Source organism: Sorangium sp. So ce406 (assembly GCF_051474675.1).
Taxonomy (GTDB): Bacteria; Myxococcota_A; Polyangia; order Polyangiales; family Polyangiaceae; genus Sorangium; species Sorangium cellulosum_G.
On record NZ_CP150340.1, the window covers coordinates 8,605,597 to 8,629,044 of the forward strand.

General features: G+C 71.2%; 17 protein-coding genes. 12 read left to right on the forward strand and 5 right to left on the reverse strand.

The genetic code is table 11. The annotated features are described in order from the left end of the window. The first annotated feature begins 163 nt into the window (after positions 1-163). Positions 164-1,066: a LysR family transcriptional regulator gene (locus tag WME96_RS32065; RefSeq protein ID WP_437285386.1), complete on the forward strand. Its 903-nt coding sequence runs from the start codon at positions 164-166 to the stop codon at positions 1,064-1,066. Here the strand turns inward: WME96_RS32065 and WME96_RS32070 are convergent. Further along, on the reverse strand, positions 1,023-2,114 hold the full coding sequence (locus WME96_RS32070) for a sterol desaturase family protein (RefSeq protein WP_437285387.1): 1,092 nt from the start codon (positions 2,112-2,114) through the stop codon (positions 1,023-1,025). The genes WME96_RS32065 and WME96_RS32070 overlap by 44 nt on opposite strands. A 381-nt stretch (positions 2,115-2,495) precedes the next feature. Here WME96_RS32070 and WME96_RS32075 point away from each other — a divergent pair, with 381 nt between their 5' ends. The 10 genes from WME96_RS32075 to WME96_RS32120 all read left to right on the forward strand — a co-directional run bounded on the left by WME96_RS32075 (position 2,496) and on the right by WME96_RS32120 (position 15,958). Continuing rightward, complete coding sequence (locus WME96_RS32075) at positions 2,496-4,145, forward strand: glycoside hydrolase 5 family protein (protein ID WP_437285388.1); 1,650 nt, start codon at positions 2,496-2,498, stop codon at positions 4,143-4,145. A gap of 78 nt (positions 4,146-4,223) precedes the next feature. Next, positions 4,224-5,312: a D-xylose ABC transporter substrate-binding protein gene (gene xylF / locus WME96_RS32080; protein WP_437292378.1), complete on the forward strand. Its 1,089-nt coding sequence runs from the start codon at positions 4,224-4,226 to the stop codon at positions 5,310-5,312. Positions 5,313-5,642: 330 nt separating this feature from the next. Continuing rightward, entirely contained in the window at positions 5,643-7,529 is a 1,887-nt protein-coding gene (locus WME96_RS32085; RefSeq protein WP_437285389.1) for a multicopper oxidase family protein, read from the forward strand. 227 nt (positions 7,530-7,756) lie between these two features. Further along, positions 7,757-9,715 (forward strand): multicopper oxidase family protein, encoded by a 1,959-nt coding sequence (locus tag WME96_RS32090; protein ID WP_437285390.1) that lies wholly within the window; start codon positions 7,757-7,759, stop codon positions 9,713-9,715. 223 nt (positions 9,716-9,938) lie between these two features. Beyond that, positions 9,939-11,063 (forward strand): phosphotransferase family protein, encoded by a 1,125-nt coding sequence (locus tag WME96_RS32095; protein WP_437285391.1) that lies wholly within the window; start codon positions 9,939-9,941, stop codon positions 11,061-11,063. After that, on the forward strand, positions 11,060-11,593 hold the full coding sequence (locus WME96_RS32100; protein WP_437285392.1) for an adenylyl-sulfate kinase: 534 nt from the start codon (positions 11,060-11,062) through the stop codon (positions 11,591-11,593). The genes WME96_RS32095 and WME96_RS32100 overlap by 4 nt, the downstream gene beginning before the upstream one ends. Next, the gene (locus WME96_RS32105) at positions 11,587-13,206 is read left to right on the forward strand and encodes a protoglobin domain-containing protein (RefSeq protein ID WP_437285393.1); all 1,620 of its coding nucleotides are present in this window, start codon (positions 11,587-11,589) and stop codon (positions 13,204-13,206) included. The genes WME96_RS32100 and WME96_RS32105 overlap by 7 nt, the downstream gene beginning before the upstream one ends. A 74-nt stretch (positions 13,207-13,280) precedes the next feature. After that, positions 13,281-13,724, forward strand: a complete 444-nt coding sequence (locus WME96_RS32110) for a response regulator (RefSeq protein ID WP_437285394.1) — start codon at positions 13,281-13,283, stop codon at positions 13,722-13,724. Between the two features lie 228 nt (positions 13,725-13,952). Continuing rightward, the gene (locus tag WME96_RS32115; protein WP_437285395.1) at positions 13,953-14,381 is read left to right on the forward strand and encodes a CBS domain-containing protein; all 429 of its coding nucleotides are present in this window, start codon (positions 13,953-13,955) and stop codon (positions 14,379-14,381) included. A 182-nt stretch (positions 14,382-14,563) separates the two neighbouring features. Then, the gene (locus WME96_RS32120; protein WP_437285396.1) at positions 14,564-15,958 is read left to right on the forward strand and encodes a sigma-54-dependent transcriptional regulator; all 1,395 of its coding nucleotides are present in this window, start codon (positions 14,564-14,566) and stop codon (positions 15,956-15,958) included. Positions 15,959-16,161: 203 nt separating this feature from the next. Here the strand turns inward: WME96_RS32120 and WME96_RS32125 are convergent, their stop codons facing one another. The 3 genes from WME96_RS32125 to WME96_RS32135 form a co-directional block, all read right to left on the reverse strand. Next, positions 16,162-17,283, reverse strand: a complete 1,122-nt coding sequence (locus WME96_RS32125; RefSeq protein WP_437285397.1) for a branched-chain amino acid aminotransferase — start codon at positions 17,281-17,283, stop codon at positions 16,162-16,164. 292 nt (positions 17,284-17,575) lie between these two features. Further along, the gene (locus WME96_RS32130) at positions 17,576-18,211 is read right to left on the reverse strand and encodes an MBL fold metallo-hydrolase (protein WP_437285398.1); all 636 of its coding nucleotides are present in this window, start codon (positions 18,209-18,211) and stop codon (positions 17,576-17,578) included. Positions 18,212-18,262: 51 nt separating this feature from the next. Then, entirely contained in the window at positions 18,263-19,546 is a 1,284-nt protein-coding gene (locus WME96_RS32135) for a hypothetical protein (protein ID WP_437285399.1), read from the reverse strand. Between the two features lie 623 nt (positions 19,547-20,169). Between WME96_RS32135 and WME96_RS32140 the strand changes: the two genes are divergently transcribed. Next, positions 20,170-21,258 (forward strand): serine/threonine-protein kinase, encoded by a 1,089-nt coding sequence (locus WME96_RS32140; RefSeq protein WP_437285400.1) that lies wholly within the window; start codon positions 20,170-20,172, stop codon positions 21,256-21,258. Positions 21,259-21,300: 42 nt separating this feature from the next. On the opposite strand, the gene WME96_RS32145 is transcribed toward WME96_RS32140, so the two are convergent. After that, a complete protein-coding gene (locus tag WME96_RS32145) occupies positions 21,301-23,046 on the reverse strand; it encodes an amidohydrolase family protein (RefSeq protein WP_437285401.1) in 1,746 nt (581 codons plus the stop codon). Positions 23,047-23,448 lie beyond the last annotated feature (402 nt).

The following is a 23,448-nucleotide window of genomic DNA, read 5'->3' on the forward strand; positions in this document are numbered from 1 at the left end:
GGGTCGAGCCGCGAAGAAGCGTTGTTCCTCTCCAGCGCGGATCGCCGGGACGAGGGACGCCGCGCCGGCGCCGCCACGCTTAGGATCACGTCCAGACTGTGCGAAGATGCCCGCAGCGGCGCCAGGTGTCGTCCTGGAACGACCGCGTTCGAGGAGCGGAGCATTGAAGGAGCCCGATGATCTGTCCGGTCTGTCGATGTTCGTTCGCATCGTCGAGGAAGGCTCGCTCAGCGCGGCCGGCCGGGCGCTCGGCCTGCCCAAGGCGACCATCAGCCGCAACCTCGCGCTGCTGGAGAAGCGGCTGGGCGCGCCGCTGCTCATCCGCTCCACGCGCGCGCTCAGCCTGACGGATACGGGCCGGCGCTTCTTCGACAGGGTCCTGCCCATCGTCCGAGACGCGCAGCAGGCGACCGCGGAGGTCAAGAGCGACCACGCGGCGCCCTCGGGGCTGCTGCGCATCACCGCGCCCGTCGCCTATGGGCAGGCGGCGATCGCGCCCCGCCTGCTCTCGTTCATGCAGCGTTATCCGTCGATTCGCATCGACCTGCACCTCCACGATGGGCGCGTCAACCTGGTCAGCGACGGCTACGACCTGGCCATCCGCATGGGGACGATCAAGGACAGCGAGCTGATCAGCCACAAGCTGGCCGCCGTCACGATGGTCATCGTCGCCTCGCCGAGCTGGCTGGAGCAGCACGACACGCCCAGGAGACCCGCCGACCTCGTACGGCACGCCGCCATCGTCACGCGGCCCGAGCTCAGCCAGTGGAAGGTCGGCGGGGAGACGGTGCGCGTGCCCTGGCGCATGAGCACCGGGAACATGATCGTCACGCGAGACGCCGCGAGGGCCGGGCTGGGCATCGCCTTCGTGCCCGAGTTCCTCGTCCTGGGTGACATGGAACGAGGATCGCTGGTGCGCCTGCTCCCCGACCTCGAGCTGCCGGTGATGCAAGCGACCGCCCTGTATACCCGGGCCGCCAGCCAGTCGGTGGCGCTGCGCACCCTGCTGGACGACCTCCTGGCTAGCCGACCCATCGAGGCCGACGCCGCGCCCTGCCCTCCCTGAGCCGGCCGTCGAGCAGCGCGCCGACCAGGGTGAGCGCCGCGAGGAGGACGGCCGCCCCCGCCCACAGCGGGCCCGCGGCGAGGCCCGGCGCCGCGCCGAGGAGGGCGATCGCGCCGAGCAGCGCCGCCAGGAAGAGCGCCCCCGCGAGCGCGCGGATCGGCGGGGGGCGCTCGACGTCGTGAAGGACATAACCCGGGTCGGTGCGCAGCGGGCCCTCCTCGGGCGGGGCCGCCGCGGACCGCCACTCCGGCGGCCGGAGAAAGACGAGCAGCTTGCCCGGGAGGCGCGGCTCCGCCGCCGCCATGCGCGCGAGCCTGCGCCACGGGTCGAGGTTCGCGCGCAGCGCGCTGAAGCTCGCGAGCGGCTGGACCACGCCGTAGCGCGGGGGCGACGCCTCCGCGCAGAACGTGCCGAACAGCCGATCCCAGACGATGAACACGCCGCCGTGGTTCCGGTCGAGGTAGGGCGCGTCGACGCCGTGGTGCACCCGGTGGTGAGACGGCGTGTTGAGCACCCACTCCAGCGGACCGAGGCGGCCGACGAGCTGCGTGTGGATCCAGAACTGATAAAGGATGTTCAGCGTGTAGGTCGTGACGAGCACCGCCGGCGGGAAGCCGAGCAGGGCGAGCGGCCAGAAGAACGGCCAGAAGAGCGCCCGCTGGAGCCAGCTCTGACGCAGGGCCACCGAGAGATTGTAGTCCTCGCTCTGATGGTGGACCGCGTGCGCCGCCCACAGGAAGTTCACCCGATGACTCGCGCGGTGGGCCCAGTAGTAGCAGAAGTCGACCGCCACGAAGCAGGCGAGCCAGGTCGACGCAGCGGACGGCGACAGCCGGACCGCCGCGGCGCGCTCGAAGAGGAACAGATAGACGAGCAGGCCGCCGCTCACGACCGAGACGAGGACCTGCTGCCCGACCCCGCACGAGAGGTTGGCGAGCGCGTCGGAGAAGCGGTAATCGCGGCGCCCGCGGCGGCGACAGAGCCAGAGCTCGAGGCCGATGAGCGCGAAGAAGGCCGGTACTGCGAGCAGGATCAGGCTTTGCGACATGCCCCACGCCTCCGCGGAGCCGCCGCGCTGCGCGCCGGCTCACGCCCGCTCATCGTAGCCCGGATGCGCCGGGCACGCCTGACAACACGCCGCGACACGGCCGCCGGCCGACCGCGACCGGCGGCGCTCCGTTCCCTGTTGACGCTGAACCGATTAAGTGGTCTGCCACGGGCCGCGACGGCGGGAGCGACCACCCCGGGCGGAGGATTGTATGCGCGTGACACTCGGGGGAGCTCGCGAGCATCGCCGGCGACGCGACGACCACCACCACGACGGCGGCCCCACCGCTCGGCGCACCGCCGCGAACCGGCCCGGTGCGTCGAGCGATGGCGCTCAGCCACTTTTGAGAAACGAACCTCGAACCAGGTAAGGAACCCACCAATGAACAGAACCTTCTTGCTTGCTCTGGGTCTGCTCACCCTCGCCGCGTGCTCCTCGGAGGATCCGGCCAACCCGTCGCCCTCCGGCGGCACGGGCGGCTCCGACAACCTCGGCGGCGGCGGCGACACGGGCGGCGGCGGCGGGGACGCCGGCGGCGGCGCGACCGGTAGCGGCGGGGACGGAAACGGCGGGGGCGGAAACGGCGGGGGCGAGGCGATCGACTGCGCCCAGGATGCCGAAAAGTGCTACGTCCGCGTCGACGGGAGTAAGCTCACGCTCGACGGGAAACCGTACAAGTACATGGGCACGAACTTCTGGGCGGCTCCCTTCGTGAGCCTCGAGCGCCTGCGCACCGAGCTGGACATCCTCCAGGCGCACGGCGTACTGAACCTCCGGATCATGGCGCTCGCCGAGGGCGACATCCCGGAGGCCCAGCAGAACGATGAGGAGTTCGGACCGCAGCGGATCTATCCGGCGTCAAACGACGCGCCGTGCGCCGATCGGGCGCTGGTGGCCTACGCGGCCCGCCTGAAGAACGTGCTCGACGAGATGCACAGCCGCGGGATGAAGGCGGTGATGACCCTGAACGACTTCTGGCACTGGTCCGGCGGGATGCCCCAGTACATGAAGTGGGCGCACGACCAGCCGGAGACCACCTGCGGAGAGGACTTCAGCGACTACCAGGTCGGCCTGACCCACCCCGAGACGGGCGCGGAGCTGCTCGCGGCAGACCACCACGTGCCGTTCGCGGACTCGATCCGGTTCCAGGAGGGCACCGGCGAGGACTGCCAGGCCGTGGCGATCGACGCGTGGGCGATCCCGCACTCGGGCGTCCTCGATCCGAGCACGAACCCGTGGCCCGACCAGATGGACCTCTCGAGCCTGTTCTTTTGCAACAAGAAGGCCCAGGAGTTCTACTTCAGCCGGGCCAAGGTCCTGATCCAGGAGCTCAAGGACCATCCGGGCATCATGGCGTGGCAGCTCGGCAACGAGCCGCGCTCCTTCAAGGGCTGGGGCGCGCTCTTCAAGCTCTGGGTCGAGCGGAACGCGAAGTTCATCAAGGACATCGACCCGAACCACCTCGTCTCCATCGGGTCGGAGGGCGACCTGTCCTACAACTGGGGCGACTACGCCAACAGCGATTTCAGGGATTTCCACGACGTCGCCGGCATCGACTACCTCACCTTCCACGTCTGGCCCGAGAACTGGGAGTGGTACGACCCGTCGCTGCCGATCGACAGCAACGAGGCGAGGTCGCTGAACGCGGCCATCACCAAGAGCAACGAGTACATCGATCTGCAGATCGAGCACGCGAAGGCGCTGAACAAGCCGATCGTCGTCGAGGAGTTCGGGCTCGCGCGGGACGACAAGTCCGAGGCGGTCGAGTCGTCCGTCGCCAAGCGGAACGAGTACTACGCCACGCTCTTCGACGCCGTCGTCGCCAACGAGGAGCTCGCCGGCGTCAACTTCTGGGCCTGGGCCGGGACGGGGAGGCCGACGGACGACGGCAACGACTACTGGCACCTCGGGGAGGATTACATCGGCGATCCGCCCCACGAGCTCCAGGGCTGGTACTCGGTGTACGACGGCGACACCGAGACGCTGAACACCATCATGAGCTACGCCGACCAGATCAACACCATCGAATAACCACGTCGGGCCCCATCACAGCCCCACATCCCTTCATCTCACGCGGAGGTCACCTTGATTCGTCGTTCTGCCTTTCTCATGGCGCTGCTCTCGCTCGCGTTCTCGGCCGGCTGCTCGAAGCCGGAGACGAGCAACGAGGTGGGCGCGGGCAAGACAGAGGAAAAAGCCGCGAAGGGCGCGGACACCAAGGGTACAGACAAGAAGAAGATCACGATCGGCTTCTCGATGGATACCCTCAAGGAGGAGCGGTGGCAGCGCGACCGTGACCTGTTCAAGGCGAAGGCCGAGTCGCTCGGGGCCCAGGTGCTCGTGCAGTCCGCGAACAGCGACGACGCCCTCCAGAACTCGCAGGCCGAGAACCTGCTCACGCAGGGCGTCGACGTCCTCGTCGTCGTGCCCCACAACGCCAAGACGACGGCCACCATCGTCGAGTCGGCGCACAAGCAGGGCGTGCCCGTCATGGCGTACGACCGGCTCATCCTCGACTCCGACCTCGACCTCTACGTGTCCTTCGACAACGTCCGCGTGGGCGAGCTCCAGGCCGAGCACCTCGTCAAGGCGCACCCGAAGGGGAACTTCGTGCTCATCGGCGGATCTCCGACCGACAACAACGCGAAGCTCTTCCGCGACGGGCAGATGAACATCCTGAAGCCGCTCATCGACAAGGGCGACATCAAGATCGTGGCGGACCAGTGGGCCAAGGACTGGCAGCCGGTCGAGGGGCTCAAGATCACCGAGAACGCCCTCACGAAGAACAACAACAACGTCACGGCGGTCGTGGCCTCGAACGACGGGCTCGCGGGCGCGGCCGTCCAGGCGCTCGGGGAGCAGAAGCTCGCCGGCAAGGTCGTCGTCTCGGGGCAGGACGCCGAGCTCGCCGCGTGCCAGCGCATCGCGGCCGGCACCCAGAGCATGACGGTCTACAAGCCGCTCAAGCTGCTCGCGGAGAAGGCCGCCGAGCTCGCCATCAAGATGGCGAAGAAGGAGCAGCTCGGCGAGAAGACGCAGACGGTCAACAACGGGAAGAAGGACGTGCCGAGCGTCCTCATCGCGCCGATCGCCGTGGACAAGGACAACCTCGCCTCCACGGTGATCGCCGACGGGTTCCACAAGGTCGAGGAGGTCTACAAGGACGTCCCGAAGGACCAGTGGCCCGCGGCCAAGTAGCGCCTGCCCGGGACGCGCTCACCGCCTGGCTCGCCGTCAGACGGCCCATCGCTGACATCTGACGGCGAGCGCCTCCTCTCCTCCTCTGCCATCCACCGTCGGCCGCTTTCCGTCCCCGCCCTGCGGGCGCGGGCGCGCGCTCTCCGCCTCGGATCCGGCGCTTCCCGAGTGGCTCGGGCCCGCGCGCTGGTCATGATGCTGCGCGCTCGCGGCGCGCAGCGCGAGGCAAGGAGATGCGATGTCCTCGATGAAGCAACGACAGCTCGGGCGGCGCGGTCCGGCCGCGACGGGCTCCCGGTGCTGCAGCGCGGCGGCGTCACGAGGGCGGCAATGACGGCGTGCCCCGCCGTCCCGGGCTCGGCCGGGACGCTCCCCGGCGCCGCGATCCCCAGGTACACGCGCCCGCTGATCATCCCGCCCGTCATGCCGGCGGCGCCGGGGCTCGACGCGGACGGCGCCTGCCTCGATCGCTACGAGATCGCCGTCAGGCAGCTCGAGCAGCACGTCCTGCCGAGCGAGCTGGGCCTGCCGCCGACGACAGTGTGGGGCTACGGTTCCGTTCATCACCCGGAGACGTTCGCCTATCCCTCGTTCACCATCGAGGCGCGGTGGCGAAGGCCGGTGCGCGTGACGTGGATCAACGATCTGAAGGACCCCGCGACGGGTCGCTTCCTCCCTCACCTGCTCCCGGTCGACCCGACCCTCCACTGGGCCAACCCGCCCGGCGGGGCGCAAGGCCGCGACGGTCGGCCCACGCTCGCAGGCGACTGCCCGCCGGGACCGTACCGGGGCCCGGTGCCGTTCGTCACGCACCTCCACGGAACCGAAGGGGTGCAGCCGGAGAGCGACGGTTATCCGGAAGCCTGGTACCTCCCGGCGGCGACCGACATCCCCGAGGGATACGCGGAGACCGGGACGTTCTACGACCACTACAAGCGCACGTCGCAGCTCGGGCACCTGTGGGCGCCGGGCGCGGCCGTGTTCGAGTACGCGAACGACCAGCGGCCAACGACGCTCTGGTACCACGACCACACGCTCGGTATCACCCGGCTCAACGTCTACGCGGGACCGGCCGGCTTCTACCTGCTGCGCGGCGGACCGGACGACCTCCCGCACGACGTGCTCCCCGGACCAGCCCCGCGGCCGGGGGACGGTCCGGGAGCCAGGGTGTACGAGATCCCGCTCGTCATCCAGGACCGCTCCTTCCACCACGACGGCTCGCTCTTCTATCCGGGCACGCGCGGGCTCTCCCCGCCGCGCGACGCCCTCTACGTCCCGAGGGGCGATATCTCGCCGATCTGGGTCCCGGAGTTCTTCGGCGACGTCATCGTCGTCAACGGCCGGACGTGGCCTTACCTCGAGGTCGAGCAGCGACGTTATCGCTTCCGCATCCTGAACGGCAGCGGCTCTCGCTTCCTGATCCTGAAGCTCGGGAACGATCTGCCGTTCTGGCAGATAGGCGCGGACGGAGGGTTCCTCCCCGCCCCCGTGGAGCGCGCGACGCTCCTGCTCGCTCCCGCCGAGCGCGCGGACGTGATCGTCGACTTCAGCCGGGTCCGCGCCGGCACCGAGATCGTCCTCCTCAACCTCGGTCCGGACGCGCCCTTCACCGGCAACACGGCGGCCCCGGCCGACCCGGCGACGACAGGGCAGGTGATGCAGCTCCGCGTCGTGCCGGCGACGAGCATGGACACGAGCACGCCCCCTCACCGGCTCACCCTGCCGCCGCTGCCCTCCCTCGGGGACGAGCAGGTCGTGCGGCGGCTGTCCCTGAACGACGTGAGCTCCGGGGTGGAGCCGGACGCCGGCATCCTGAGGACAGCGCTGCTCGGGACGGTCGGGGCTCCTGCGGGCTCCAGCGCGCCAAGGCCGCTCTGCTGGGACGATCCCATCACGGAGAACCCGGCCGTCGGATCGACCGAGGTCTGGGAGATCTACAATTTCACCGTGGACGCGCACCCGATCCACGTCCACGAGGTCCATTTCCGGATCGTCGATCGACAGCCGTTCGACGGGCCGCCGCGCCCGCCGGACGCAGGTGAGGAGGGCTTCAAGGAGACCGTGATCGCGCTGCCCTCCGAGATCACGCGCATCAAGATGAGATTCGAGAGGCCGGGCCGGTTCGTGTGGCACTGCCACATCCTCGAGCACGAGGACAACGAGATGATGCGGCCTTACCACATCGGCCCGATCCCGGACGACAGCCCGAGACGTTAGCCGCGCCGCGCGCGACGACGACCCGCGCCCGGCGCATCGTCCGAGGCGACCGCGGTCGCGCGGCCGGACCGCCGATCCCGCCGGGGACCTTCCGGCCCCGGACCATCGTTCATGATCATGGAGCCTCCCGGATCCGGAGCTTCCTGGATTGCCCGGTTCTCTGCGCCCGTCATCATATCCCGCGCTCGCAGCGCCGGGCTGTGGGGCAAGGAGATGCGATGTCCGCCATGGAACGACGATGGCTCCTGAAGCATGGTTTGGCCGCGACGGGCGGGATGCTGGTGCTCCGGCGCGGCGGTCTGGCGAGGGCGTTCTCCGATACGTGCCGACCGCTCGACGACTCCGGACCTACCCTCCCCGGCGCCCGCGTCGCCGAGCACCGGTACACCCTCCCGCTGCTCATACCGCCTGTCATGCCGAGGGCCGACAGGCACGATGAGCGCGGCTCGCGCGTCGATTACTACGAGATCGCCGTCCGGCAGTTCGAACAGCACGTCCTGCCGCCCGGGCTCCACAGGCGCCCGACCACGGTGTGGGGATACGGCTCGATCCATCATCCCGAGACGTTCAGCTACCCGGCGTTCACCATCGAGGCGACGTGGCGGAGGCCGGTGCGCGTGAAGTGGATCAACGATCTCAAGCACCGGGTGACAGGCCGCTTCCTGCCGCACCTGCTCACGGTCGACCCGACCCTCCACTGGGCCAACCCGCACGGCGGGGAGGAAGGCCGCGACATGCGGCCCGCGTTCGCGGGCGAGTGCCCGCCGGACCCGTACGGTGGCCCCGTGCCCATCGTCACGCACCTGCACGGCGCCGTCGGGGTCCGGCAGGAGAGCGACGGTTATCCGGAGGCCTGGTTTCTCCCCGCGGCGAGGGGCATCCCGCGCGACTACGCGAAGGCCGGGACGTTCTACGACTACTACAAGCGCACGTCGCCGCTCGGGGACCTGTGGGAGCCCGGGTCGGCCGTGTTCGAGTACCCGAACGACCAGCGGGCGACGACGCTCTGGTACCACGATCACACGCTCGGCATGACCCGCCTCAACGTCTACGCGGGGCCGGCCGGCTTCTACCTGCTGCGCGGCGGCCCGGACGATCTTCCGCGCGGCACGCTCCCCGGACCGGCCCCGGCGCCCGGCGACTGCGCTGACGCGAGGGTGTACGAGATCCCGCTCGTGATCCAGGACCGCTCCTTCAACCACGACGGGTCGCTCTTTTACCCGAAGAGCCGCGGGCTCCCGGCCGAGGACACCGGTCTGTACATCCCGCGCGGCGATATCTCGCCGTACTGGGTCCCGGAGTTCTTCGGCGACGTCATCGTCGTCAACGGCCGGGCGTGGCCCTACCTCGAGGTCGAGCAGCGACGTTATCGCTTCCGCATCCTGAACGGCAGCGGCTCGCGGTTCCTGATCCTGCAGATGGAGAACGGTCTCCGGTTCTGGCAGATAGGCTCGGACGGAGGCTTCCTGCCCCGCCCCGTCGAGCGCGACATGCTCCTGCTCGCTCCGGCCGAGCGCGCGGACGTGATCGTCGACTTCAGCCGTGTCCGCGCCGGCACCGAGTTCGTCCTCCGCAACCTCGGCCCGGACGCGCCCTTCCCCGGCGACCTGGTGCCCGCCGACCCGGCGACGACTGGGCAGGTGATGCAGTTCCGCGTCGTGAAGGCGACGAGCCGGGACACGAGCACGCCCCCTCACCGGCTCAGGCTGCCGTCGTTCGAGCCGCTCGGAGAGGCGCGCGCCGTGCAGCGGCTGTCGCTGAACGAGGAGAGCTCGGCGGTCGACCCCGACGTGGGCCCGAGAGCAGCCCTGCTGGGCACGTTCTCCGGCGTGCCCACGCCGCGGCACTGGGATGAGCCCGTCTCGGAGAACCCGGCCACGGGATCGACCGAGATCTGGGAGCTCCACAACTTCACCATGGATGCGCACCCGATCCACGTCCACGCGGTCCAGTTCCAGGTGGTCAATCGCGAGTCGGCCGACGGCAGCGTGCGCGGTCCGGACGACGGGGAGGAGGGCTTCAAGGACACCGTGATCGCGTATCCCGACGAGATCACGCGGGTCAAGCTGAGGTTCGACAGAGCCGGCCGGTTCGTGTGGCACTGCCACATCCTGGAACACGAGGACAACGAGATGATGCGGCCTTATCAGATCGGGCTCACGCCCGCCGACATCCCGAGGCGCTGAGCCCGCCTCGCGCGGGGACGCACGCCTCGCGCGGGGACGCACGTCCTGCGGCGCGCCCGGCCCAGCCCGACGCCCTGGCTCGCGCTCATCCGGCCGCCGCCAGCCCCCACCGCCAGCCCCTGTCGCGGCAGGGCCAGGCTCATCAGCGCCCGGCCTGCTTCTTGCCGTTCCCGCGGATCACATGGCCACGTCAGAACGTCACCACGCTCTCTTTGAAGAGACCATGGGCGCTCCACCCGTATCGTCCCTCTCACCCGAGCTGGATCCGCTCGGCTCGGTCCGTCAGCTCATCGAAGCGGTGTTGCCCGATGCGCGGGTGGTCGACGTCACCCCCATGGGGCCGGACGGGGGCTCGAGCCGCGATGGGACCGAGAAGGCCGCCGGGTACGGCGCCCCGCGGCGGATCACGGTGGAGCGGCGCGACGGCTCGATGCAGCGGCTCGTCCTGCACACCGTGACCGCGGACGCGTTCGGACACGACAGGCGATCGGATCGCGCGGCGGAGGTGCTGCTCGCGTTCGACACGTTCGGCTCGATCCCGGCGCACGTCCAGGTGGTGGACATCGGCACGCTGACCCACGATCGCCGGTTCCTGTCGCTCGTCGACGCGGGCGAGTTCTACCTGCTCACGACGTACGCGGAGGGGCGGATCTACGCCGAGGATCTGCGCCGGATCGCGGCGGAGGGCCGCGCGACGCCGCGGGATCTCGCGCGCTGCGAGGCGCTCGCCAGGTACCTCGTCGCGCTCCACGCGGCGCCCGGCGCGCAGCCGGGCAGCTACCGCCGCGCGGTGCGCGATCTCGTGGGCCACGGAGAGGGCATCTTCGGGATCATCGACGGCTACCCGGCCGACGCGCCCGGCGCGCCGCCGGAGCGGCTCCAGGCCATCGAGCGGCGCTGCGTGGCGTGGCGATGGAAGCTGCGCGGCCGCGATCGGCGGCTCGCGCGCACGCACGGGGATTTCCACCCGTTCAACGTCGTGTTCAACGAGAAGTCGCAGCTCACGCTGCTCGACACGAGCCGCGGATCCCAGGGCGATCCCGCGGATGACGTCGCGTGCCTCGCCGTCAACTACGTCTTCTTCGCGCTGGACGCGCCCGGCGCGTGGCAGGGCGCCTTCCGCGCGCTGTGGCAGCGGTTCTGGCGGGTGTACCTCGACGAGAGCGGGGACGCGGACGTGCTCGAGGTGGCGGCGCCGTTCCTGGCGTGGCGCGCGCTCGTGCTGGCCAACCCGGCCTGGTACCCCGCGGTCACGCCGCGCGCGAGGGACGCCCTGCTCGGCTTCGCGGAGCGCGCCCTCGACGCCGAGCGCTTCGATCCGGACGACGCCGATCGGGTGTTCGCGTGAGCGGCGGGGTCGTCTGGATCACGGGGCTGCCCGCGTCGGGCAAATCGACGCTCGCCGCGCGGGTGCACCGCGCGCTGCTCGCCGAGGGCCTGGCGAGCTGCCTGCTCGACGGCGACGAGGTGCGCGACGCGCTCGTGCCGCGGCCGGGCTACGATCCGCGCGGCCGCGACGACTTCTACGAGACCCTCGCGCGCCTGTCGGCGCTGATCGCGCGCCAGGGGCTCATCGCGATCGTCGCGGCGACGGCGCACCGCCGCGCCTACCGGGAGCGCGCCCGCGCGCTCGCGCCGCGGCTGCTCGAGGTGTACATGGAGGTCTCCCCCCAGGTCTGCCAGGCGCGCGATCCGAAGGGGCTCTACCGGTCGGCGGGCGCCGGTGAGATCGGCGAGCTCCCCGGCGCGGGCCTCGACTACGAGCCGCCGCGCTCGCCGGAGCTCGTCGCGCGCGGCGGCGAGGACGACGCGGCGCTCGGGGCGATCGTGGAGCGCGCGAGATCCTGGTCCCCCGCCGCGAAAGTGTGCTCGTGGTAGGCTCCGACGCCGTGCCCGCGGTGGAGACGCTGTTCGACGAGATCAAGCGCTACGTTCGCTTCACCGAGGAGGACGCGGGCCGGCTCGCCGCGTTCCGCGCGCACGCGGAGCCCCACTTCCGCCGCATCGCCGACGAGTTCTACGACCGCATCCGCGAGCACGAGGGCGCCCACGAGGTCTTCACCGGAGAAGAGCAGGTGGAGCGGCTCAAGCGATCGCTCGTCCGCTGGATGACGCGCATCTGCACCGGGCCCTACGACGACGCGTATTTCGACGAGACCGCGAAGATCGGGCGGGTGCACGTCCGGGCCGGCCTGCCCCAGCACTACATGTTCACGGCGATGAACCTCATCCGGCTCGCGTTCGAGGAGATCGCCTGGAGCGCCCTCGGCGGCGAGATGATCCCGGTCCGGGCGGCGGTGAGCAAGGTGCTCGACCTCGAGCTCGCGATCATGCTGGAGACGTACCGGGACGACTTCCTCGCGCGCGCGCAGCGCGCCGAGCGGCTGGACCGGGAGGAGGTCGGCCGCACGCTCGCGCGCACGGAGCACCGGTACAAGAGCGCCGTCGAGCTCGCCCGCGTCCTCGTGGTGGGCCTCGACGCGCACGCGGTCGTGCGGCTGTTCAACCGGGAGGCCGAGCGGATGACGGGGCTCGGGCGCGAGGAGATCCTCGGGATGCCGTTCGTCGAGACGCTCCTGCCCGAGGAGCTGCACGCCGATCACGGCGCGCTCGTGAAGGAGATCGCGGCGGGCCGCCGCGCCGACGCCGATCTCCTGGAGAGCAGCCTGCGCACGCGCGCCGGCAAGATCCGCGACGTGCGGTGGCAGCTCGCCTACGCGCCCTCCGCGGCGGACGACGAGGTGGTGCTGTTCGCGATCGGGCAGGACACGACCGACGAGAACGCGCTCGCCGCGCGGGTGCGCCAGAGCGAGAAGCTCGCCGCGGTGGGCACGCTCGCGGCCGGCCTCGCGCACGAGATCCGCAACCCCCTGAACGGCGCGCAGCTCCACGTGACCTTCCTCGAGCGGGGGCTCGCGCGCGCCGGCATGAAGGACCCGGACACGGTGGAGGCGATCAAGGTCGTCCGCGACGAGATCCGCCGGCTGTCGGTGCTGGTGAGCGAGTTCCTGGACTTCGCGCGGCCGAAGCCGCTGGTCTTGACGCCGACGTCGGTCGCCTCGCTCTGCGAGCGGGCGGTCCGCCTCGCCCTCGCGTGCGACGGCGCCAGCGCGCAGGCCGAGGTGAAGGTCGATCTGCCGTCGACCGATATCGTGCTCGAGCTCGATCCCGCCAAGATCGAGCAGGTCCTCCTGAACCTCCTCCGCAACGCGATCGAGGCGGTGGCGCCGTCCAGGGACGGGACGGTCGTGCTCCGCGCGCGGCGCCAGCCGCGCCAGGCCGTCATCGAGGTGGAGGACGACGGCGCCGGCGTCCCGAACCCGGACGCGCCGATCTTCGATCCGTTCTACTCGACCAAGCCGAACGGCACCGGGCTGGGGCTGGCGATCGCGCACCGCATCATCACCGATCACGAGGGGAGCATCGAGTTCCAGAGCCGCCCGGGGAAGACGCTGTTCCGCGTCACGCTCCCGATCCGGCTCTCCGGCTGACATTCCGCGCTCCTCGCGGCGCGCCGGGGCGGTCCTCGCCCGGCGCTGGCACGCAACTTGGAGGATCGCCCGGCGTGGAATCGCACAGCATCGAACAGCCGCTGATTCTGCTCGTCGACGACGACGTCCGCACGGTCCGTCTGCTCGCGCGCCTGCTCGAGGACGACGGCTTCCGGGTGGAGCTCGCCACCGACGGCGCCCTCGCGATGGCGCGGCTCGCCCGGACCCCGCTCCCCGACATCCTGGTGACGGACTTCCGGATGCCCCACGCCGACGGGGTCGCGGTCGCGCGCTTCGCGCGGTCGCTGAGGCCCGATCTCCCGCTCTTCGTGCTCACCGGGTATCCCGAGCTCGTGGCGCGGCTCGGGCGGGGGTTCGCGCCCGCGGCGATGGTGCACACCAAGCCGGTCGACTACGGCGCCCTCAGCGCCGAGCTCCGCTGCAGCGTGGAGGAGGTGTTCTCCGGCGCGGCGCGCGCACAGCCGCATCTCTCCTCCTCGTCCCCTCCCCTCGCCTGAGCCGGCCGCGGGCGCGCCGGGCCCTGGCGAACCGCTTGCGCCGGCGCGCAACCGCTGCGAGGCGCCGCCCCCTCGGGCCCCGCCCGACCCGCCGCCGCGCAGGCGACCCCCTCCGTGATTCCCGCGTTGCATCCCGGCCCTGGCCGCGGGCGCGATCGCCGCGCGCGCGGCGCAGGGCGGAGCAGCCGGATTGCCTGGCGTGGCGCGGGTCGTGCACTGGATGAGGGCATGTCCCTCAGCCGCTTCGAACATGGCGCCGTGAGCGCCGAGCTCACCGAGACCGCCACCGCCGTCGCGCGCCGGATGCGCGAGTTCCGCGTCGGGTGCGTCGTCGTCACGCAGGGCGCGCGCGCCATTGGCATCCTCACCGATCGCGATCTCGTGCTGCGGGTGATGGCCGACGCGCGCGAGCCCGAGACGACGCTGGTGTCCGAGATCGTGACGTACGATCCGACGACGCTCCAGCAGACCGACAGCATCGAGACGGCGCTGCGCCTGATGCGCGAGCGCGGCGTCCGGCGGCTGCCGATCGTCCGTTACGACGGCAAGGTGACCGGCATCGTCACCGCGGACGATCTCACTGTCCTGCTCGCCGAGGAGCTGGCCGACCTGGGCGCCGGCATCCACCACAACGTCGAGAGCACCGAGAGCCGCTGACGGCGCGCCGTCGTCCCCGAAAGCCTACGAGACGCGCGAGACGCGCGCGCCGCGCGACGGAGCGAGGATCTTGCGTCGCCCCCGGGGCGGTGCTTGCCTGTCGCCCTGACGCGCTGCGGTCAAAGGAGGGTCGCGACGCCAGAAAGGCGCGGTATCCTCCGGCGGTCTTCGGAAGGGACGACATGAACGCCGAGAAGAGACAGAGCTCGAGGGTGCTCGTCGTGGACGACGAGGCGAGCGCGCGCTCGGGGCTGGAGAAGCTCTTGCGACAGGAGGGCTATGCCGTCGACGCGGCGGCCGACGGCGCCGAGGCGCTCGAGGTCGCGGCGGAGCGGCCGCCGGACGTCGTCGTCACCGACCTGAAGATGCCGAAGATGGACGGGATGGCGCTGCTCGGGAGGCTGCGCGAGCAGGATCCGTCGCTGCCGGTGATCGTCGTGACGGCGTTCGGGGACGTGACCTCGGCGGTGCAGGCGATGCGGGCGGGGGCCGAGGACTACCTGACGAAGCCTGTCGATTTCGACGCGCTGCTGCTCTCGATCGAGCGGGCGCTGGAGCGGAGCGCGCTCCGGGTCGAGGCGGAGAACCTGCGCCGGCAGCTCCGGGAGCGCGAGGGTGAGGGCGTGGAGGGGCTCATCGGGGCGAGCCCGGCGATGCAGAAGGTCTACCGGATGGCCCGGCAGGTGGCGGGCGCGCGGGCGACGGTGCTCATCACCGGCGAGAGCGGCACCGGCAAGGGCGAGCTCGCGCGCGCGATCCACGCGAAGGGGCCGCGCGCGAAGGCGCCGTTCGTGACGCTGCACTGCGCGGCGCTCGCGGAGTCGCTCCTGGAGAGCGAGCTGTTCGGCCACGAGCGCGGGGCGTTCACCGGCGCGGACAGGCGGCGCGTCGGGCGGTTCGAGCAGGCGCACGGGGGGACGCTGTTCCTCGACGAGGTCGGCGAGATCGCGCCCGCGACGCAGGTGAAGCTGCTCCGGGTGCTCCAGGAGAGGGCGTTCGAGCGCGTCGGCGGGAACGAGACCGTGTCGGTCGACGTGCGGCTCATCGCGGCGACGAACCGCGATCTGGCGGCGGCGGTGCAGGAGGGGCAGTTCCGGGAGGACCTCTACTACCGGCTCAACGTGGTCCACATCGACATGCCGCCGCTGCGCGTGCGGGACACGGACGTGCTGCTCCTGGCGAACCATTTCCTGCGGCGGTTCGCCGCCGAAAACCATCGTAAGATCGAGGGGTTCACCGATCAGGCGCGGGCGAAGCTGGTGGCGCACCGGTGGCCGGGGAACGTGCGCGAGCTCGAGAACGCGATCGAGCGGGCCGTCGTGCTGTGCGACGACACGCGGATCGACGCGGACCACCTCCCGATCGACGCGGCGCCGGTCGCCAAGGGGGCGCTGCGGATCCCGGGCGCGACCATGGCGGAGATCGAGCGGTACGCGATCCTGTCGACGCTCGAGGCGACGAACGGGTCGACGACGCGCGCGGCGGAGCTCCTCGACATCAGCATACGGACCATCCAGTACCGGCTGCACGAATACGGGATGTCGGCGAAGTCGAAGAAGGCGCCTACCGCGGACTGAGGTGCTCGCCGAGCGGCCCGGCCCCCATGGCGCTCGTCAGCTGACGAATTCCTCGTTTGGCAGCCCTTTTCAGGGGAGAAATTGAACAGGGAGGCGGAGAGGCAGAGAGACAGAGGGACAGAGAGAATTTTGAAGTTCTTCCTCCCCGCCTCCCCGCCTCCCTGCGAATTCTCCCAAGAATCCGAGGGAATTCCTCTGGCTCGTCAGACCACGTCGTGCATCCAGCCGTGCGTGTCGGGGGCGAGGCCGTGCTGGATGTTGAGCAGCGCCTCGCGGAAGCGCGCGGCCACGGGGCCGGTCTCGTTGTTGTGAATGGCGAAGGTGCCCTCCCGGGACTTCACCGCGCCGATGGGCGTGATCACCGCGGCCGTGCCGCACGCGAAGGCCTCGGTCATGCGGCCCTCGCGCACCGCAGCGCGCCACTCGTCGAAGGTGACCTTGCGCTCCTCCGCGGCATAGCCGAAATCACGGGCGAGCTGGATGATGCTGTCACGGGTGATGCCAGGGAGGAGCGTGCCTGTCAGCTCGGGCGTCACCACCACCGTGCGGCCACCCTCCTGGTAGACGAAGAAGATGTTCATTCCGCCCATCTCCTCGACATACCGGCGATGGACGGCGTCGAGCCAGACCACCTGCGCGCAGCCCTCCGCCGCGGCGTTCATCTGCGCGAGCAGGCTCGCCGCGTAGTTGCCGGCGAACTTGGCCGCGCCCGTGCCGCCAGGCGCCGCCCTGACGAAATCCTCGGAGATCCAGACCGTCACCGGCTTCACGCCCTGGGGGAAATACGCGCCCGCAGGGGACGCGATCACCAGGAAATCGTAGTCGCGTGACGACCGCACGCCGAGCGCCACCTCGGTCGCGAACATCAGCGGTCGGATATACAGGCTCTCACCCACCGCCGCGGGCACCCACGCGCGATCCTGGCGGATCAGGGCGTCGACACAGCCCACGAAGAGCCCGACCGGCATCTCGGGCATCGCCAGCCGGCGGGCAGAGCTGTTGAAGCGGTGCGCGTTCGCCTCCGGCCGGAACGTCTTGATGCGCCCGTCCGGCTGGCGGTAGGCCTTGAACCCCTCGAAGATTGCCTGACCGTAGTGCAGCACCATCGCCGCCGGATCCAGCGTGATCGGCGCGTACGGCTTGAGCTGGCCCCTGAGCCAGCCGCCCCTGTCCGCGGAGTACGAGATCGCCACCATGTGCTCGGTGAACACGCGCCCGAAGCCAGGGCTCTGCATGCGCTGCGCGCGCTCCGCGTCGCCGAGAGGATGCTGCGTGGGGAGGATCTCCAGATCGACCTTCGTGGCGGGCGCGCTATCGGTGCTCATCGTGCTCGACTTCCGCGACGGACAGCGGCCTACCGGCGCAGGGGGCGCCGACGCTGCGCTCGTCGTGCGGCATTTTTCAGAAGAATCCTGGCGGGATGCAAGCACTTTCTCGCAGAAGAGGCGCGCCGGCGCGGGGGCAGTTCCACCCGGAACGCGTTCGCGAAAATTGTGCAATCTGCGGGCGTCGACTGGGCGCGCCGACCGCGCGCTCCGACCGATCGAAGCGATTGCGGACGATGGCTCCGCACGAGCTCGCCTCGCCGGCGGCTCACCGCACGAGGGCGAGCGGTCGTCACCCCCTCAGATAAGGGTTTCTGTCGCGCTCCTCACCGATCGTCGTGGAAGGGCCGTGTCCGGTAACGACCCGGGTCGACGGGTCGAGCGTGAGCAGCTTGCCCCGGATCGAGGAGAAGATCGCCTGCGAGTCGCCTCCCCACAGGTCGGTCCTGCCGATGCCGCGCCGGAACAGGGTGTCCCCCGTGAACGCCACCGCGCCCGCCTGCGCCTCGACCAGGAACGACACGCTGCCGGGCGTGTGCCCCGGCGTGTGGAGCACGTGGAGATCGAGCCCGCCCGCCTTCACCACCGCGCCGTCGTTCAGGTCGCCGTCGATCTCGCACCGCTCCGGCGTCGCGATGCCGAGGAACGCCGCCTGCTCCGGGAGCATGTCGTACAGGAAGCGATCGGCCTCGTGGATGCGCGCGGCGGCGCCCGACCAGCGCTGGAGCGGCGCCGTGGCGCCGACGTGATCGATATGGGTGTGCGTGTGGACGATGGCCGCGACCTTCGCCCCGGCCCGCTCGAGGCGGGCGCGGATCGCGTCGAAGTCGCCCCCGGGATCGATGACCACCGCGCCCTTGCTGGCAGGGTCGACGAGGATCGAGCAGTTGCACCCCAGCGGACCGACCGGAAACGTCTCGAGCAGCACGGGGCGAGCTTGTAGCACGCCCCGGCCCGGGGCCGCATTCGGCGGGCGCGCCTATTTCGGGGCGCTCTCGATGGTGCCGTTCGAGCCGAGCCCGTTCGTCCAGTAGACGCGCTCCGCGTCGAGCGCGATGCCGTAAGGCGACGCCTCGCGCGCGACGAACGCCCCGATGATGCCGTTCGGCCATATCTTGATGATGTTCACCGACTCGGGGTCGGTGACGTAAACGCCGGTCCTGTCGGCGGCGATGCCCCGCGGGTTCGGCAGCCCGGTCAGGAGCGCCGTGACCTCCCCCTGCCCGCCGACCTTGGGCGCGCGCATCACGGTGCCCGTCCTGCTGGTCGTCCAGTAGACGTGGCTCCCGTCGAGGGCGATCTCGCGCACCTCGCCCTGGAGGGTCGCGATCGTGGTGAACGGCCCCTCGCCCGTGGAGTCCTTGCGCGCGGCCATGACGCGGCCGTCGAGGTGCTCCTCGTCCTGGGGGAGGACGGTCCAGTAAACATGGGTGTCGTCGACGACGACCCCGTGGGGCACCCCCCCGCCGCTCCAGATCTTGACGAACGGGCCGTTGCCGTTCCCGTCCTTTCGAGCGCGGACCACGTCGCCGTCGCCCTCGCGGTTGGTCCAGTAGACGAACTCGTCGTCGAGCGCGATGCCGAAAGGCGCGGTCTGCGCCGCGGCGAGGGCGGCCGGCGCCTCGTCGCCCCCGCGCCGCCACCGCATCACCGCGCCGGTGTACGGGTCGCGCCGCCCCTGGCTGACCCAGAAGACGTACGTGTCGTCGGCCTTGATGCCCGCCGGGTCGACCTCATCGGACGCGATGACGCTCACCTCGTCGGTCTCGTGCGACCACTGCATGACCATGCCTTCATCGCCGTTGGTCCAGAACAGGTCGCCGCCGGCAACGGCGATGTACACCGGATCCCGCTGGCCCGTGGCGTGGGTCCTCGTGGAGACGCAGGTCCCCTCCTGGCAGCTCCCGCGGCACGCGACGGGACAGGTGCCGCAGTGCAGGGCGTCGCCCATCACGTTCACCTCGCAGCCGTTCTCGGCGTCCGCGTCGCAGTCGACGTAGGTGTCGCCGCAGACCGGAGGATCCACGATGACAGGACCCTCGCCTCCGGCCCCGCCCGTGCCTGCGCCCACGCCGTTCCCGCCGCCCTCGCCCGGCGCGCCCCCGCCACCGCCCTCGCCCGGCGCGCCGCCCTCGCCCCCGCCTGCCGACGTCACGCCGCCGGGCCCGGCCCCGCCGCTGGCAAAGAGGCTCGACGCATCAGGGGCGGAGCAAGCTGCCACGGCAAATCCGGAGAAGAGCGCGAGGAGAACGGTGCGACGCATTGTGCTCTGCATGGAAACCTCCACCGATACAGGCTACACGAGCCCGTCGAGAAAACGCATCTGCGAACTTGACGAGTCGCGCATGCGCCGTTCGTCCGCGCACGACAGGCGCGGATGTGGGGTGTTCCTGGCGGATCGGCGGGGCCGCTCAGCGCGCGTCCGCCGGCGCCGGATCGAGGCGACGTCGCGGGATCTGCCGAGAGGTGGTCGCGCGCGCTGGAGGCGGGCGGCGGACGACGCGCGCTCGGTGCGACGGCGCGACTCCGCATCTCGGAGGGCGCGACTCTGCACCTCGCCGGACAGCGCCTCTCCGTCACGCTGCCGCGCGCGGCGCGGCTCACCCGCGCTCCGAGAGCTCCAGCCTCTGCGCTCGCGGACGCTCGCTCGCGCTCCTCACGAGCTCGCATCCGTCCCGGGGCGCAACGGTGGCGATGGCGCTGGACCCGGAGGGGCGCTACCCTCGGGCGCCGGGTGTCTGAGCGCACGTTGTCAGCCAGGGTGGAATCGCCGCTCCGCCGCGAGGCGCGTCGCGGGCACGGCGTGGTGCTGCGCGCCCTGCGCCGCGCCGGTGCGCGAGACGCGCGAGCGCGCGCGCGCGCGTCAGAGCCCGGAGGCGTGATCGCATGAGCGGGCCCATGTTCATCGCGGGGGGCCAGGCGAGCGACGCGGCGCGGGAGCGGGCGCTGGCGCTCGTCGGGCGCACGCTCGTGCACCGGTACCGCATCGAGGAGCTCGTGGCGATGGGCGGCATCGCCGCCGTCTTCAGGGCCAAGAAGCTCGCGACCGGCGAGGACGTGGCCGTGAAGGTGCTCCACCCGGACGCCGAGGAGCTGCCGGAGCTCATCGAGCGCTTCGAGCGCGAGGCCATCGCGGGCCGTCACATCTTCCACCCGAACGTCGCGGCGGTCTACGAGATCAACCAGCTCGACGACGGCGCGTGGTTCATGGTGATGGAGTTCATCCGCGGCACCACGCTGCGCAAGCTCATCGACAAGGGGCCCGTCCCGCCCGTCCGCGCCGCGAACATCGCGCGACAGCTCGCGACCGCGCTGAACGCGGCGCACGATTTCGGGATCATCCACCGGGACGTGAAGCCGCTCAACATCATGGTGCTCGACGGGCCGGAGGAGCGGGTCCAGCTCATCGATTTCGGCCTCGCCAAGGTGCCGGTGGAGCAGTTCTCGTTCAGCACCGACGACGGCTCGCGCCGCTCGCTGACGAACGCCGGGGTGCTGCTCGGCACGGTGGCGTACATGGCGCCCGAGGCGGCGCTCGGCATGCGATCGGTCGACAGGCGCGCCGACCTCTACGCGCTCGGCGTGATCCTCTACGAGATGCTCGCGGGCAAGCACCCCTTCACGGCGGTCGAGCCGTCGGCGCTGTTCGCGCAGCACCGGTCGGCCGCGCCGCCGCCGATCGCCGAGCGCACCCCCGGCGTCGTCGTCCCGCCCGCGCTCGAGGCGGTCGTGATGCGCCTGCTCGCGAAGGATCCGGACGACCGCTTCCCCCACGCGCGCGCCGTGGTCGTGGCGCTCGACGCCGCGCTCCAGAGGATGAGCGGGCCGGACCAGCTGAGCATCGCCGCGCCCGCCAGCCTCAAGGCCGCGGCGAGCTTCCTCGAGCGGCGGACGTCGCGCGCCGTGCTCGCCGGCGCGGGCATCCTGTTCTTCACGCTGGGGAGCGTGATCGCCTGGCTGCTCGTGTCGCGGTGAGCGCGGCGCGATGAGGAGAGGGCCGCGCCGCGCCGCGGCGACCTAGTCGCAGAGGCCCACGGGCAGCCCGGCGATCGAGGAGCGGTCGACGCACTTCTTGCCGCCCGGGCACGCGTGGGCGCGATCGCCGCGCGGATCGCAGAGGTCCTTGCATGTGCCCGAGCGCTCGTCGCACACGCTGCCGGGCGCGCAGGAGAAGAGGGCGTCGCACGGCTGCCCGCCCGAGCCCGCGCCCGCGTACCAGCACGACGTCGCGCCGTTGCCCAGGAACACGCACGCGGCGCCGTTCTCGCAGTCCTGCGCGAAGAGGTCGCAGCCGTCGCCCGCGGCGCAGGAGCCCCCGGTCGGCGAGCCGCCGTCGTAGAGGCACGCGCTCCCCGGCCCGCACGCCGAGGGGCCGTCGCACGTCGCGGCGCAGCGCTGATCCGGGCTGCACGACAGCGCGTCGCCGCACTCGGGCGCGGCGAGGCACGTCTCGCCGGGGCCGGCGCCGGTGCGCGGCTGCCGCGCGAGGCTCACGCCGCGGGGCAGCGCGAGCGCGTCGCGATCGAGGAGGACGCCCGATCTGTAAACCCGCGAGACCCGCTCGAGCGCGCGGACATCGGCGAGCGGATCGCCGTCGACCACGAGCACGTCCGCGAGCGCCCCCTCCTCGATGCGCCCGAGATCGGGCCGCCCGAGCACGTCCGCGGCCGCGCGCGTGGCGGCGACGAGCGCGTCGATCGGCGGCATCCCGGCCTCGACGAGGAGCGCGACCTCGCGGGGCAGGGCGAGCCCGTGGAAGACCGCCGGGTTGCCCGCGTCGGTGCCGGTGGCGACGGTGACCCCGGCCTGGTGCAAGGTGGCGAGGTTCGCGATCGCCCTGTCGCGCAACCCCTTCACGATCTCGCGGTACCGGGCTGTCGTCATCTCCGCGAGCAACGACGGGTCGCGCAGGGCGGCGATGACGTCGGCCGGCACGTCGTCGCGCAGGGCGGGGTCGTCGAGGCCGTCGACCGCGCCGTGGGCGACGCGGTACAGGCCGTCCATCACGGAGAGCGTCGGGACGACGACGGCCCCCGCGGCGGCCATCCGCGACGCGAGCTCGGGCGAGATGAGGTCCTGATCGGGCAGGTGCGCGAAGAGCGTCACGCCGGCGTCGAGCGCGACCTCGATGTCCTCGGCCTCCGCCACGTGAGCGATGACGCGGACGCCCGCGGCCCCGGCGGCCTGCGCGATCGACGCGACGGCGTCGGGCGAGAGGCGCGGGAGCGGCCGCGATCCGCCGGACTCGAGGACGATCTTGATGAAGTCCGGGGCGCCCGGGAGGAGCGCCTCGAAGGCCCCGGCGACGTCGGCGGGAGAGTCGATGAAGAGGCAGAAATCGCCGGGCGGGCTGCCGTGATAGCAGGGGTGCCCGCCCGTCGCGGTGAGCAGCGGCCCGGCCGCGAAGAGCTGCGGCGCGAGGACCTCGCCGGCGCGCGCGCGCGCGCGCTGCTCGAAGATGACGCGCTGGGGCGAGCCGAGGTCGAGGTACGAGGTGACGCCCGACCGGAGCATCGCCTTCGTGTGGTCCTCGAGGTGGAGGTCGCTGTCGTGATAGGCGTAAGGCCCGGCGGCGCTCAGCGAGTGGACGTGGAGGTCGATGAGGCCGGGGAGCATCGTCTTTCCGGAGACGTCCACGACCTCGCCGCCCACGACCTCGACGTCGCGCTCGTCGAAGACGACCCGCTTCACCCTGTCCCCCTCGATCACCACCGTCGCCCTGCCCGCGCGCGCGCCGTCGAAGACCGCACCTCCCCTGAGCACGGTGCAGCCCGAACACCCCACCTCGACGAGGGCGTGAGGCGAGGAGCGCTCGGGGTCGCCGCACCCTGCGAGCGACGTTGACGAAGCAAGGAGAAAGAAAGGGAGACCACCTATCGCCAGTCCGAGCGAAGTACGATGCATGACACTCCTTTGCTGATGAGCGATGAGCGCTCACGAGGGAGGCGGGCCCGGTACCGGAGAGGGCGACGAAAGGCAATTGAATGGGGCCGCGCTCACGGCGCGATGGATGCGCGCGCGCATGGCGCCGCGTTGTCCAGGGTTGTTCGGGTCGAGCAGAAACGGCGCACCGGCCCGGATCGGGGCGAGAGGGCGATATCGAACTTCTCCCCTGCTTCGCGGCGCCCTGGGTGTTTCAGGGCCGAAAGGAGAGCCGCGATCGCC